Source organism: Bradyrhizobium sp. USDA3010 (assembly GCF_056429065.1).
Genome location: NZ_JBWJZD010000003.1, coordinates 1 through 14,388 on the forward strand (window position 1 = coordinate 1; position 14,388 = coordinate 14,388).

10 protein-coding genes and 2 pseudogenes are annotated in these 14,388 nt (G+C 65.1%); 8 read left to right on the plus strand and 4 right to left on the minus strand.

The features are described 5' to 3' along the window. A pseudogene (locus AC066Y_RS05515) lies at nucleotides 1-120 on the plus strand (IS30 family transposase); the annotation flags it as partial. A gap of 326 nt (nucleotides 121-446) precedes the next feature. Here AC066Y_RS05515 and AC066Y_RS05520 read toward each other — a convergent pair. The 4 genes from AC066Y_RS05520 to AC066Y_RS05535 form a co-directional block, all read right to left on the minus strand. Next, nucleotides 447-1,502: a 2-oxoacid:ferredoxin oxidoreductase subunit beta gene (locus tag AC066Y_RS05520; protein WP_478272993.1), complete on the minus strand. Its 1,056-nt coding sequence runs from the start codon at nucleotides 1,500-1,502 to the stop codon at nucleotides 447-449. Next, nucleotides 1,499-3,346 (minus strand): 2-oxoacid:acceptor oxidoreductase subunit alpha, encoded by a 1,848-nt coding sequence (locus AC066Y_RS05525; RefSeq protein WP_478272994.1) that lies wholly within the window; start codon nucleotides 3,344-3,346, stop codon nucleotides 1,499-1,501. Before AC066Y_RS05525 ends, AC066Y_RS05520 begins: the two co-directional genes overlap by 4 nt. Next, nucleotides 3,316-5,115, minus strand: a complete 1,800-nt coding sequence (locus AC066Y_RS05530; protein WP_478272995.1) for an FAD-dependent oxidoreductase — start codon at nucleotides 5,113-5,115, stop codon at nucleotides 3,316-3,318. Before AC066Y_RS05530 ends, AC066Y_RS05525 begins: the two co-directional genes overlap by 31 nt. Nucleotides 5,116-5,433: 318 nt before the next feature. After that, nucleotides 5,434-6,105 carry a hypothetical protein gene (locus tag AC066Y_RS05535; protein ID WP_478272996.1) on the minus strand — a complete coding sequence of 224 codons (672 nt, stop codon included), beginning with the start codon at nucleotides 6,103-6,105 and terminating at the stop codon, nucleotides 5,434-5,436. A gap of 195 nt (nucleotides 6,106-6,300) precedes the next feature. Here AC066Y_RS05535 and AC066Y_RS05540 point away from each other — a divergent pair, with 195 nt between their 5' ends. The 7 genes and pseudogenes from AC066Y_RS05540 (at nucleotide 6,301) to AC066Y_RS05570 (ending at nucleotide 14,346) form a co-directional block, all read left to right on the plus strand. After that, nucleotides 6,301-8,616 carry a caspase family protein gene (locus tag AC066Y_RS05540; RefSeq protein ID WP_478272997.1) on the plus strand — a complete coding sequence of 772 codons (2,316 nt, stop codon included), beginning with the start codon at nucleotides 6,301-6,303 and terminating at the stop codon, nucleotides 8,614-8,616. A gap of 38 nt (nucleotides 8,617-8,654) precedes the next feature. Next, nucleotides 8,655-10,199, plus strand: a complete 1,545-nt coding sequence (locus tag AC066Y_RS05545) for a DUF1800 domain-containing protein (protein WP_478272998.1) — start codon at nucleotides 8,655-8,657, stop codon at nucleotides 10,197-10,199. Between the two features lie 15 nt (nucleotides 10,200-10,214). Then, nucleotides 10,215-11,404: pseudogene (locus AC066Y_RS05550) on the plus strand (DUF1501 domain-containing protein). Nucleotides 11,405-11,744: 340 nt separating this feature from the next. Then, nucleotides 11,745-12,626: an NmrA family NAD(P)-binding protein gene (locus AC066Y_RS05555; protein WP_478272999.1), complete on the plus strand. Its 882-nt coding sequence runs from the start codon at nucleotides 11,745-11,747 to the stop codon at nucleotides 12,624-12,626. Between the two features lie 30 nt (nucleotides 12,627-12,656). After that, nucleotides 12,657-13,031: a hypothetical protein gene (locus AC066Y_RS05560; RefSeq protein ID WP_478273000.1), complete on the plus strand. Its 375-nt coding sequence runs from the start codon at nucleotides 12,657-12,659 to the stop codon at nucleotides 13,029-13,031. Nucleotides 13,032-13,089: 58 nt separating this feature from the next. After that, a complete protein-coding gene (locus AC066Y_RS05565) occupies nucleotides 13,090-13,803 on the plus strand; it encodes an SDR family oxidoreductase (protein WP_478273001.1) in 714 nt (237 codons plus the stop codon). A gap of 81 nt (nucleotides 13,804-13,884) precedes the next feature. Next, nucleotides 13,885-14,346, plus strand: a complete 462-nt coding sequence (locus AC066Y_RS05570; RefSeq protein ID WP_478273002.1) for a MarR family winged helix-turn-helix transcriptional regulator — start codon at nucleotides 13,885-13,887, stop codon at nucleotides 14,344-14,346. Nucleotides 14,347-14,388 lie beyond the last annotated feature (42 nt).

The following is a 14,388-nucleotide window of genomic DNA, read 5'->3' on the forward strand; positions in this document are numbered from 1 at the left end:
GCAGCCGCCCTCAGGCGGCTCGCTCAGCGCCTCAACGATACCCCACGCAAATGCCTGGACTTCAAGACACCCGCCGAGGCATTCTCCAAGCTCAAATCAATCGTTGCACTTCAAACGTGACTCCATCCCCCTGCTTTCGAAGGGACGACACACAGTCCACCATTGCGAGCAGGGCGCGTGAAGGTGGGCACGTCGCTGCATTCCTTCGCCCATCCTGCGGCGCTGAACGACAAATAGCCGTCACCAACTCCGCTGTCGTCCCTGCGAAAGCAGGGACCCATACGCCGCGGCTTCTGATGTGAACGGGACTCGTCGTTCCAGCATGGCTTGACAATCTGCATCGGTGGTTATGGGTCCCTGCTCCCGTGCGCAATTGCGCACCAGGCAGGGACGACACCGAGTTTGTTGCACGTCCTTCACGCCATTGTGACGGCGAGAATGTGTGCTCAGCGCAGGCTGGCGTTGATCTTGTCCAGCACGGCTGAGCCGGGGCACAGCGCCTGTTCGTCCAGCGTGTTGAGCGGCGTCTCGACGGTGTCGAGATGAGTGTGCAGGTCCTCGGCATCCGGATCGACGTAAAGGAGCCCGGTGACGATCTGGCCCTTGGCCGCGTGCTTCTGCAGGAAGGTCTGTGCGCCGAGCCGATCGTGCGGATCGTAGTCGGCGTCGAGCTTGCGCAGCGCGAGCCGCGTGCCGTCATGCTGCTCGACCACCTGCACGGTGCCGGGCGCATAGTCGACGCTGATAGGATCGCGGCCGACCAGCACGTCGAGACGATTCACCGCATCATTGTGCTCACGGACATAGTCGAAGCTCTTGGTCGAGCCGGCGTGGTTGTTGAAGGCGATGCAGGGGCTGATCACGTCGATGAAGGACGCCCCCTTGTGCCGGATCGCGGCGGCGATCAGCGGCACCAGCTGGGCCTTGTCGCCGGAGAAGCTGCGCGCCACGAAGGTGGCGCCGAGTTGCAGCGCGATCGCGACCAGGTCAATCGCATTGTCGGTGTTGGTGACGCCCTTCTTGGACTTCGAGCCGCGGTCGGCGGTCGCCGAGAACTGGCCCTTGGTCAGGCCGTACACGCCGTTGTTCTCGACGATGTAGGTCATGTTGACGGCGCGCCGGATCGAATGCGCGAACTGGCCGAAGCCGATCGAGGCGGAATCGCCGTCGCCGGAGACGCCGAGATAGATCAGGTCGCGGTTGGCGAGGTTGGCGCCGGTCAGCACCGACGGCATGCGGCCGTGCACCGAGTTGAAGCCGTGCGAATTGCCGAGGAAATAGTCCGGGGTCTTCGAGGAGCAGCCGATGCCGGAAATCTTCGCCACCCGGTGCGGCTCGATCGAGAGCTCGTAGCAGGCCTCGATGATCGAGGCGGTGATCGAATCGTGGCCGCAGCCGGCGCACAGGGTCGAGATCTTCCCCTCGTAGTCGCGATGGGTATAGCCCAGCTCGTTCTTCTTCAGGCCGGGATGATGAAACTTCGGCTTTGCAATGTAGGTCATGTCACGGCCTTGCGGAGAGGGGTCACCTTGAGATGATCCTGGTGGTCGCCGATCGCGTTGGCGATGAAGCGCGCGGTGATCGGCGTGCCGTCATAGTGCAGGATCGGCACCAGCCGCACCGGGTCGATGCCGTTCTCGTTGACGATCAGCTGACGGAGTTGCGCGTCGCGGTTCTGCTCGACCACATAGACGAAGTCGTGATCGGCGATGAAGCTCGCGACGCTGGAGTGGAACGGGAAGGCGCGGATGCGCATGCGGTCGAGCTGATGGCCGCGGGCCTCCAGGATTCCGATCGCCTCGTCCATCGCGGGCGAGGTCGAGCCGAAATAGAGCACGCCGTACTTGGTCGGCTTCGCCGCATTGGCCTGCAGCGGCCGCGGCACCATGTCCTGCGCGGTCTCGAACTTGCGCACCAGGCGCTGCATGTTGTCGGCGTAAACAGCGCCTTCCTCGGAATAGCGCGCGTAGCGGTCGCGCGAGGTGCCGCGGGTGAAGTAGGAGCCCTTGGTCGGATGCGTGCCGGGATAGGTGCGATAGGGGATGCCGTCGCCGTCGACGTCGAGATAGCGGCCGAAGTCGCGGCCTTCCTCCAGCATCTCCGCCGTCATCACCTTGCCGCGGTCGTATTGCTTGGCGTCGTCCCACTTCAGCGGGCGGCACAGCCGGTGGTTCATGCCGATGTCGAGATCGAGCATCAGGAAGATCGTGGTCTGCAGCCGCTCGGCGAGATCGAAGGCGGCGGCGGCGAATTCGAACGCCTCCGCCGGATCTTCCGGGAACAGCAGCACGTGTTTGGTGTCGCCGTGCGAGGCATAGGCGCAGGCGATCACGTCGCATTGCTGGGTGCGGGTCGGCATGCCCGTCGAGGGGCCGGCGCGCTGGATGTTCATGATCACGGCCGGGATCTCGGCGAAGTAGGACAGGCCGATGAACTCGGTCATCAGCGAGATGCCCGGACCCGAGGTCGCGGTGAAGGCCCGCGCGCCGTTCCAGGACGCGCCGATCACGATGCCGATCGAGGCGAGCTCGTCCTCGCCCTGCACGATGGCGTATTTCGCCTTGCCGGTCTCGGGATCGTGGCGGTACTTCTTGCAGTGGCTGGTGAAGGCTTCCGCCACCGACGACGACGGCGTGATCGGATACCAGGCGCACACGGTGGCGCCGCCATAGACGGCGCCGAGAGCGGCGGCGCTGTTGCCTTCGACGAAGATGCGGTCGCCGACCTTGTCCGACTTCTTCACCCGGAGCCCGATCGGGCATTTCAGGTTCTGCAGCGCCCAGTCGCGGCCGAGATGCAGCGCATGGACGTTGGAGGAGAGCAGCTTCTCCTTGCCCTTGTACTGCTCGCCGATCAGCTGTTCGACCAGCTTGGGATCGAGGTCGAGCAGCGCGCAGAGTGCGCCGAGATAGATGATGTTCTTGAACAGCTGGCGCTGCCTGGGATCGGTGTAGGTCGAGTTGGTGATCGCGGTCAGCGGCACGCCGATCACCGTGATGTCCTCGCGGAACTTCGACGTCGGCATCGGCTTGGTCGAATCGTAGAACAGGTAGCCGCCGGGCTCGATCGAGGCGACGTCCTTGTCCCATGTCTGCGGGTTCATCGCCACCATCATGTCGACGCCGCCGCGGGCGCCGAGATGGCCGTCCTCGGTGACGCGCACTTCATACCAGGTGGGCAGGCCCTGGATGTTGGAGGGGAAGATGTTGCGCGGCGACACCGGCACGCCGTGGCGCAGAATCGAGCGCGCGAACAGTTCGTTGGCGGAGGCCGAGCCCGAACCGTTGACGTTGGCGAAGCGGACGACGAAGTCGTTTACGCTGCTGATCGGGCTTTGGACTGACATGTTGATCCCGCTTGAACCATATCGATGAGGTACTTCTGCATGTCCCAGGCGCCGGTCGGACAGCGCTCGGCACACAGCCCGCAATGCAGGCAGACGTCTTCGTCTTTCACCATGACGCGACCGGTCTTCAGGTCGCCGGAGACGTAGAGCGCCTGGTCGTGATGCGGCGAGGGCGCTTTCAGGCGCTGCCGCAAGTCAGTCTCCTCACCGTTCTCGGTGAAGGTGATGCAGTCCATCGGGCAGATGTCGACGCAGGCGTCGCATTCGATGCAGAGCGGCGTGGAGAATACCGTCTGCACGTCGCAATTCAGGCAGCGCTGCGCCTCGCCGAGCGCGAGCTTGAGGTCGTAACCGAGCTCGACTTCGGCGCGGATGTCCTTCAGCGCGATCACCTTGTCGCGGTGCGGCACCTTGAAGCGCTTGTCGGCGGAGATGTCGTTGTCGTAGCTCCACTCGTGGATGCCCATCTTCTGCGAGGAGATCTGCACCTCGGGCAGCGGACGCTCGTTGATGTCCTCGCCGGACAGCATCCGGTGAATCGACAGCGCGGCATCATGCCCGTGCGCCACCGCCCAGATGATGTTCTTCGGCCCGAACGCCGCATCGCCGCCGAAGAACACCTTCGGATTGGTCGAGACGAACGTCTTGGGATCGACCTTCGGCATGTGCCACTTGTCGAATTCGATGCCGCAATCGGCTTCGATCCAGGGGAACGCATTCTCCTGGCCGACCGCAACGAGCACATCGTCGCAGGACACGGTCTCGTCCGGCTCGCCCGAGGGCACCAGATTGCGCCGGCCCTTGTCGTCGTATTCCGCCTTCACCTTCTGGAAGGTGACGCCAATCAGCTTGCCGGCCACATGCTTGAATGCCACCGGCACCATGTAGTTGAGGATCGGGATGTCCTCGTGAAGCGCGTCCTCCTTCTCCCACGGCGAGGCCTTCATTTCCTCGAAGCCGGAGCGGACGATCACCTTGACGCTCTCGCCGCCGAGGCGGCGCGCGGTGCGGCAGCAATCCATCGCGGTGTTGCCGCCGCCGAGCACGATGACGCGGCGGCCGATCTTTTCGACGTGGCCGAACGACACGTTGGCCAGCCACTCGATGCCGATATGGATGTTGGCGGCGGCCTCCTTGCGGCCGGGAATGTCGAGCTCGCGGCCGCGCGGCGCGCCGCTTCCGACAAAGATCGCGTCGTAATTCTCGGAGAGCAGCTGCTTCAGGCTGTCGACGCGCTGGCCGCCCTTGAACTCGACGCCGAGGTTGAGGATGTAGTCGGTCTCCTCGTCGATCACGTTGTCGGGCAGCCGGAATTTTGGAATCTGGCTGCGCATCATGCCGCCGGCCTTGGGATCGCCGTCGAACACGGTGCAGTGATAGCCGAGTGGGACGAGATCGCGCGCCACGGTCAGCGAGGCGGGGCCGCCGCCGACCAGCGCGATGCGCTTGCCGTTCTTCGGCCCCGGCTTCGGCAGCCGGTGCTTGATGTCGTCCTTGAAGTCGGCGGCGACGCGCTTCAGGCGGCAGATCGCGACCGGAGTGTCTTCGACCCGCCCGCGGCGGCACGCCGGCTCGCATGGACGGTCACAGGTGCGCCCGAGAATTCCGGGAAACACGTTGGATTTCCAATTGATCATGTAGGCGTCGCTGTAACGCCCCTCAGCAATCAACCGGATGTACTCGGGAACGGGGGTGTGTGCGGGGCAAGCCCATTGGCAATCGACTACTTTATGAAAGTAATCCGGCGCCGAGATATCAGTCGGTTTCATTCCTACCTTTGACCCGCGCGAAAATGCCTGACCGCGCGGCCTTATCGTTGACGACGAACGCTCACATGGCGTTGTTCTGGTTTTTGAATTGGATCATAGGCTTATCTTATTAGAGCCGTTCCAGAGAAGGCAAAGGCTAAATTGTCCGATCATCAGCTTTCGCGCGGCTGATGCGCGCCCAGCGTTAATCTCGTTTGCGTTATGTGGCGGTGCAGCATGATCTACATCGCGATCCACGCTTGTTCGAGCATGATCTCCGCGCAAGCGCTGCGCGTTGGTCGCGAGGCAAAACCGCTTCGCACTTTTTCGGACCACGCTTCAGTCGCGCGGAAGATCGCTCTTCGCGACATCCCACAACAGCCGGTAGACGCCGCTGGTGACCACCAGCGGCTTCAAGGCTGCATTGCCGGTGATGCCTGCCGCGGCTGCGGGGACCGCGCCGACATCTGTGGCGTCGATCAGCACGAACCAGTCGCCGGCACCGGGATCGGCTTTGTCGGCGTCCGGCGTCAGCGGCTTCGACAGGTCAGGGTCGTTCTCCAACAGGTGCATCGAGATGATGCCGTCGCGCGCGGCCGGATCGAGTTGCTCCCGCAATGCAGCGCGGAGTCTGTCTGCCCCTTCGGCCGGCGGGCGCAGGCGGATGATGCCGAGGGCTGCGCCTCGGCCGACGCCGCGGCTGACCGTGATGCGCGCGACCCCGCGGATCATGTTCCGGAAGCGCGCGATGTTGGCCTTCGACCAGTCGGTCTGGTTGGCGAGCGCCTTGCGGTAGGCGGGGCTCTCGAGCACCTCGAAGGTCGCGGTCGAGTAGAGGCTGAGATATTTCGGCCTGCCGTCATGGGCGACGTAGCGGCGGGCCTCCAGGAATCCGTCGATCGCGACCCGTTCTTCGAGATGCTCGCGGTCGTACCAGCGGTTGAATTCAGCTTCGTGTAAGCTGTCGATATCCATCGAGGTCAGCAGCATGCCTTGTCCGGCGATTGGCATCGAGTGCTCCTTTTTTGCCTGTTTTATCCGCGTAATATCGCCTGATCGCGCGCCCCCGGGAAGCCGATTCCGGGGTGCCCGCGACCGTGCAGACCAAGGATTGCCACAATTGCCGCAATCCTGTTCAGCGCGCATTCACGGAAGTAGCCTTTCCATCCGTAACGCCAACTCTCGAGAAGAAAAGGGACGACCACTATGACGCGCATTCTGTGGGCATTGATCGTCGGTCTGGTGTCGCTCTCGTCGCTTCCCGTCCATGCGCAGGATCAGGAGAAACGTCTCGCGCTCGTGGTCGGCAACGGCGCCTATCAGGCCGGCGCGTTGCAGACTGCCGCAAACGACGCTGGCCTGATCGCGCAGACATTGCAGGCCGCCGGCTTCGACGTGGTCGGAGCGCGCGATCTCGACGGCGAGACGCTGCGCAAGTCGTTCCGCGATTTCATCCAGAAGGTGCAGGACGCGGGGCCCAATGCCGTGGCCTTCGTCTATCTCGCCGGCTACGGCGTGCAGCTCACCGGCGAGAACTACTTCGTGCCGGTCGACGCCAAGATCGCCCGCGACACCGACATCCCGGTCGAGGCGATTCGCATCTCCGATTACAGCCATCAACTCTCGGCATTGCCGATCAAGGCCGGCGTCATCGTGCTCGATGCGGCGCGCAGCAATCCCTTCGCCAAGGACGGCCAGCCGCTGGCCGGCGGCCTTGCGCTGGTCGACCCCGATCCGAAGCTCTTGATCGCGTTCAATTCGGCGCCCGGCACCGTCGCTCCAGACGGTGCGCCGCCTTACGGGCCCTACGCGCAGGCGTTGGCGGAAATGATCCGCGCCGGCGGCCTGACCTTGCCCGAGGTATTCGACCGCGTTCGCCTGCGCGTCAACGAGATGACCAAGGGCGCCGAGATCCCGTGGAATGCCCAGAAGGTCGACGCGCCGTTCATGTTCTTCGAGCGCAAGCCGGATGCACCGCCGCAGCAGGTCGATTCCGGACTGCGCACCAAGCCGATCCGCGATTTCCCGGCGCACGACGCCTATGCCGCCGCGCTGGAGCGCGACACGCTGCAGGGCTACGAGGATTATCTGCAGGCCTATCCGACCGATCCACTGGCCAGGCGGGTGCGCGCGATCGTGGCGGCGCGGCGCGAAGCCATCACCTGGCGGCGCACTTACAACGCCGACACGCCCGATGCGTATTGGTCGTATCTGCGGCGTTATCCGCGCGGCCCGCATGCATATGACGCCCGGCGCCGGCTCGCCTATCTGTCGGCCGCGCTGGAGCCGCCGCCGCAGTTCACGGCGCTCGACTACGACGTGCCGCCGCCGCCGCCCGACGAGATCGTCTATGTCGACCGTCCGGTGCTCTACTACAGCGATCCGGTATTCGACTTCGCGCCGCCCCCGCCGCCGCCGGTGTTCTTCCTGCCGCCGCCGCCGCCCGACTTCGTCGTGCTGCCGCCGCCGCCGCCGCCGATCGGACTGTTCGTGCTGCCGACGCCGTTCTTCGTGGCGATGCCGGCCTATGTCGCCGCACCGGCCTATGTCGTGCCGCCGCAGAACAACATCGTGTTCAACAACATCCACAACACGACAGTGATCAACACGGTGATCAACAATCCCAACCCGACGCCGGCGCAGCTCCATGCGGCCGGGGTGACGGCGGCAATGGGCGGCGCACCGGTCACGGCGGCGCCGCAACTGCCGGCCGCGGCGATGCAGCGCGCCAATCTGACGAGGCCCGCCGCTCCGCAAGGCGCGACGCCAGCGCAGGGTGCGGCGATGGGAGCGCCGGGCGCTGCGCCGAATGCGGCCGCCGCGCCGAACGCCATGGGTGCGCCGGGTGCGCACACTTTGCCGGGCGCCAAGAATGGACCGCCGCTGCCGCAGTCGGCGACCGCGCCGGCCAACCCGACGCAGCAGCATGGCGCCGTGCAGCCGGGCACCGTTCAGCCGGGCGGCACGCAGCCTGGTGCCGCGCAGCCCGGGGCAAAGCCGAACGCGGTGACACCAGGCAAGCCCGCGACAGCCATGGCGCCTGCCAATGCGCAGCCGGCTCCGCCGACCAAGCCTGGCGCTGCCCCGGTGGCCAACGCGCCGGCCTCGCCCGCGACCGCCGGCAAGCCCGGGAGGCAGGAACCGCTGACGCATGCGGCGACCGCACCGACCGCAAACGTGAAGCCCGCAACGGCGCCGTCGCCGGCGAACCGCACGCCGCCAGCACGGCAGACGCCGGCGGCGCGTTCGGCGCCGGCACATGCCGCGGTGTCGCCGGCACCGGTCTCCCGGCCTGCACCGGCCCGGGCCGCAGCGCCGGCCCGCGCGGCTCCTCCGCCGCCGCGCGCCGCAGCCGTTGCGCCGCATCCGGCACCGGCTCCGCGTGCCGCGCCGCCGCCACCACGGCCGGCTGTGCAGGCGCAACGCGCAGCACCGCCGCCGCCGCGGTCGGCACCGCCGCCAAGGCCCGCAGCAGCACCCCGCGCCGCGCCGGCATGCCCTCCCGGCAAATGCAAACACTGAGGGCACGACACCATGAGCCGGGCAGGTCATCAGCCTTCATGAGCATCACGGCCACACTCGGAGCGCGGACAGCCGCGAAACTGATGATCGGGACGATCGCCGGGCTGGTGATGTGCCACCAGCCGGCGCGGGCGGCCGAACTCGCGGCGCAGGACATCGCGCTGCTCGACCGCCTGACCTGGGGCGTCAGCGCCTCGAGCGCGGCGCATCTGCGCGAGATCGGCACCGAACGCTGGCTGCAGGAGCAACTGCATCCGGCCAACGCCGCATTGCCGGCCGCCGTCCAGAAGCAGATCGAGGCGATGCCGGACGTGCATCGCTTCCCGTTCGACATTGCGGCCTCGTTCGACCAGCAGGGCAAATCCGCCAACCAGGTCGCCGATCCGGAGCAGCGCAAGGCGGCGCAACAGGTCTATCAGCAGGCCATGAACGACCGCGCCAGGCAGGCCGCGGCCCGCACCATCCTGCACGCGCTCTATGCGCCGGATCAATTGCGCGAGCGCCTGACCTGGTTCTGGTTCAACCACTTCAATGTCCACCAGTACAAGGCCAACATCCGCGTGCTGGTCGGCGACTACGAGGATCGCGCGATCCGCGCCAATGCGCTCGGCAAGTTCCGCAACCTGCTCTCGGCAACGCTGCATCATCCCGTGATGCTGCGCTATCTCGACAATGCCGACAACGCGGCCGGCCACCTCAACGAGAACTACGCCCGTGAGATCATGGAGCTGCACACCATGGGCGTCGGCTCCGGCTACACCCAGGCCGATGTCGAGGCGCTGGCGCGGATCCTCACCGGCGTCGGCATCGACTTCAAGTCCGAGGATCCGAAGCTGAAGCCCGAGCAGCAATCCCAGCTGGTCCGCGAGGGCGCCTTCGAGTTCAATCCGGCGCGCCACGATTTCGGCGACAAGACCTTCCTCGGCCATCAGATCAAGGGCCGCGGTCTCGCCGAGGTCGATGAAGCCCTCGATATCCTGTGCCGTCATCCCGCGACCGCGACGCACATCGCAAAGCAGCTTGCGACCTATTTCGTGTCGGACAATCCGCCGCCCGCGCTGGTGCAGCAGATGGCGCAGACCTTCCAGAAGACCGACGGCGATATCGCGGCCGTGATGTCGACGCTGGTTCACGCGCCGGAATTCGCCGCGAGCCTGAAGGGCGGCGCCAAGTTCAAGGACCCGATGCTCTACGTGACGTCGTCGGTGCGGCTCGCCTACGATACCAAGGTCGTCCTCAATACGCTGCCGATCCAGAGTTGGCTCAACCGCCTGTCCGAGGGCCTGTTCAATCACGAGACGCCCGACGGCTATTCGATGCTGTCGGCGGCCTGGAACGGTCCTGGGCAGATGATGCTGCGTTTCGAGATCGCGCGCGCGATCGGCTCGGGATCGGCCGGGCTGTTCAAGCCGAACGAGCCCAACGCCGTCGACCAGCCGGCGTTTCCGCTGGTCATGAACGGGCTCTATTTCAGCAACATCAAGCAGACGCTGAGCCCGACCACGCTCGCCGCGCTCGACCAGGCCGTCTCGCCGCAGGACTGGAACACGCTGTTTCTGTCGTCACCCGAGTTCATGCACTGAAAGGGAGGTTCGGCAATGAACCGCCGCGAACTGATCAAGGCCTTCGCCGCTTCCACGTCGCTCACCCTTGCCGGCCGGGTCTGGGCCGCGCCCGCGACCGACGCGCGCATGCTTGTGGTGTTTCTGCGCGGTGCCTACGACGCCGCCAATGTGGTCGTGCCCGTCGGCAGCGAATTCTACTACGCCTCGCGCCCGACGCTTGCGGTCGCCCGGCCCGACGCCGGCAATCCGAATGCGGCGCTGGCACTCGACGCCGGATGGGGGCTGCATCCGGCACTGCGCGATTCGATCTATCCGCTGTGGGCCAGGCGCGAGATCGCCTTCGTTCCCTTTGCCGGCACCAGCGACGACCTCTCGCGCAGCCATTTCGAGACCCAGGACACGATCGAGCTCGGGCAGGCGGTCGGCGGCAGCCGCGACTACCGCTCCGGCTTCATGAGCCGGCTGGCGAGCGAGCTGACGCGGGTGAAGCCGATCTCCTTCACCGACCAATTACCGCTGATCTTCCGCGGCCAGAGCCAGATCCCGAACATCGGCATCGCCAGCGTCAGCAAACCCGGCGTCGACGACCGGCAGGCGCGGCTGATCCGGGAGATGTACGCGAAAGGCGACCTCGCCAATTCGGTGTCGGAAGGCTTTCGGGTCCGCGACGACGTCTACAAATCGGTGTCCGAGGAGATGATGGCGGCCAACCGCGGCGCCGTGTCGCCGCGCGGCTTCGAGCTGTCGGCGCGGCGGATCGGCCGGCTGATGCGCGAGCAGTTCAACCTCGGCTTTGTCGATGTCGGCGGCTGGGACACCCACGTCAACCAGGGCGCGGCGACCGGCTATCTCGCCGACCGTCTCGGCGAACTGGGCAGCTCGCCGGCTTCTCCGAGGAAATCGGCCCAGCGATGTGGCGCGACACCGTCGTGGTCGTGATCTCCGAATTCGGCCGCACCTTCCGTGAGAACGGCGACCGCGGCACCGATCACGGCCATGGCAGCGTCTACTGGGTGATGGGCGGCGGCATCAACGGCGGACGCATGGCCGGCGAGCAGGTCCAGGTCGCGCAGGCGACGCTGTTCCAGAACCGCGACTATCCGGTTCTGACCGACTACAAGGCGTTCTTCGCCGGCCTGATCCAGCACGTCTACGGCCTGCAGCAGGCCAGCCTCGAACGTATCTTCACCGGCATCAAGCCGAAGGACCTGAACCTGGTTTGAAGGGGCACTGCCAAAATATCGAAAACAACCCCATGCAAAGGAGCCGGTTGCCGGTGTTCGGCACGGCAACTTGACGGGTCGCGGCAGTACTCGGTCGAGATAGCGCAAAGTCGCCTGTGTCGCGCGCATAAAGGCTGCGCGGCGCGTCATGCCCCACCAATTCCGACATCTGACGGCTCTCCCGGCAGGGCCGTTATTGAGTCGGCCCCGCCTGTGGACCACACGGCGATGTGAACGGTCCCACGCCCGCTGTCGAAACAAGCGACTTGACTTAGGAGCATATGCACCTATTGTTCTCCATATAAGAGCATATGCTCTTACATGAACAAGGAGGGTCGTCATGAGCGAAGCAACCATTCTGGTCAGCGGTGCGACCGGGCGGACCGGGGGTGCGGCCGTCGACGAACTGCTCAAAATGGGCAAGAGGGTGCGCGCCTATGTGCGCTCGGATGGTGAGCGCGCGGCAGCGTTGCGGCAGCGCGGCGTCGACATCTCCGTCGGCGATTTCACGGACATCGACGCTATTCGCACGGCCATGGAGGGCATCCAATCCGCCTATTTCCTCCATCCGATCGCACCCGGAATCATCAGCGCGGCCGCCTATTTCGCCCAGGCAGCGCGAGAGGCCGGCGTCAGCGCGATCGTCAACATGTCGCAGATTTCGGCGCGCCGGGAATCGACGAGCCATGCGGCGCAGGATCACTGGGTTTCTGAACGCGTGTTCGACTGGTCAGGCGTTGCGACCACGCATCTTCGCCCGACGTTCTTTGCCGATTGGCTGGTGTACCCGCATTTCGGAAAAGAGATCTGGGCGAAAAAGAAGATCGAATTTCCGTTTGAGAACGGCCGCCACGCGCCGATCGCCAGCGACGATCAGGGGCGTGTCATTGCCCACCTCCTGGCCAAGCCGCAAGGCCATGAAGGCAAGATCTATCCGCTGCACGGACCGGTGGAGATGGACCACACCGAAATCGCCGCCGAGATGAGCGAAGTGCTCGGCGCCCGGATCGACTACGCGCCGACCTCGATCGCGGTGTTCAAGGAGAAAATGGAGAAGCTCTACAAGTTTCCTCCGTTCCTGGTGCAGCACCTGGTCGAAGTCGCCCAGAATTATCGCGACGGCATTTTCTCGGGCACCAACGATGCCGTCGAGAAGATCACGGGAACGCCACCGCTCTCGGTCCGGCAATTTATCGCGCAGAACCGCGCGGTGTTCGCCTGAACATGATCAAAGCCAGCGTGAGTTTGAGAAATGTCCCATCCCCAAACCGAGCGCCATCCGTTTCTGGACGATCTGACCGCTGACGCGCAGCTGGTCAGCTCCGTCCTGCGCGGTCCCGTCACGGGACGCGACGCCATCCGATGCGTCGTCGATGCCGTCGGCACCTTCTACGCGTCGCAAACGCCGACCTTCGTGCAGGATGTCGGCTCGCGGCTCGTTCTCGAATACGAAGCCACGCTGACCAGTGGAGAGAAACTGAGCGCAGCCGTGATCGTCGAGCACAATCCCGACGGATCGGTACCGCGCGTCAGTGTGCGGATGAGTCCGCTTGGCGCAGTGCTGTCCCTTGCCGCGGGCCTGCGCGAGCGGCTGTCGGAGCGGCTGCCGGAAACCCTCTTTATCTGAACTTAAAACGAGCCAGCAGCGCGAACGGCCTCTGGCAAAATCGGAAAGGTAGACCGTCATGGATATCAAGAACGCAACCGTCTTCATCACAGGAGCCAATCGCGGCCTGGGCCTGGCCTTTGCACGCGAGGCACGTCGCCGCGGTGCCGCGAAAGTCTATGCGGGCATGCGCAAGACGGACGGCTTCAACGAGCCCGGCATTATCCCCGTCAAGATCGACGTCACCGATCCGACCTCGGTCTCGGCTGCCGCCAAATTGGCGGCCGATACGACGGTACTGATCAACAACGCGGGAATCGCTGCTCTGATCGACGGGCCGCTGTCGACCGACGTCGCGGCGCAATCCGCCCGCATGTTCGATACCAACTATTATGGCGTCGTGCGCGTCACGCAGGCCTTCGAACCGATCCTGTCGACGAAGCCGAACGCCGCCATCGTCAACGTGCTCTCAGACATCGTGTGGCTGCCGCGGCCGATCTTGACGCCCTATGCCGCGTCAAAGGCGGCGGCCTGGAGCTACACCAACCAGCTTCGCTTTCACCTGCGCGAACGCGGCGTTCAGGTTCTCGGCCTGCATGTCGGGTTCGTGGACACCGACCTGACCAACGGCATTGACGTGCCGAAGGCGAGCCCCGAGGACGTGGTGCGCCAGACCTACGACGCCCTCGCCGCCGGCAAGAGCGAGGTGATGGCCGACCGGGGAACGACGGTGCTGAAGGGAACGCTTGCGGCTGAGGAGCCCGGCTACATCACCCCGCCGCAAGGGGCTTGAGAAGGGTTTTGAGGATATCGCTGCGGCCGCGCCGCTGCTGTATTCGCGGCGCCGGCTGCGATAGAAGCGAGAACGAAAGGAGTGTTGCCGGTGAACAAGCCTCTGGGAATCGATCAATGCAACTGCTTCGCCATGAGGAAGGCCAACCGGCAAATCTCGCGTTTCTATGACGCTCATCTCGAACCGGTTGGCCTGCGCATCACGCAGTTCCTCACCCTGGCGGCGCTGAACGAACTCGGTAGCGCAGCCGTCAACGCGCTCGCCGAGCAGCTCGATATCGAGCGGACCGCCATGGGCAAGATGGTCGGCTTCCTGGAACGTGACGGCTTCGTTCTGATCCGGTCCTCGCCCACCGATGGACGAAGCCGCCTCATTGAGCTGACTGATGCCGGCCGCCGCCTTCACGACAAGGCCGCTCCGCTTTGGCAGCGTGCCCAGCGAGAGTTCGAGCAACTGAACGGGGCGAAAGATATCGCCGTGCTGCGAAGGGCCCTGCGCGACATGGTCGTCGGTAACATCAAGCCGAGCTCATCGGAGGATTGAGCGCCGCCATTCGAGCGAGAGCACGCGGCCGCGATGCGTGGC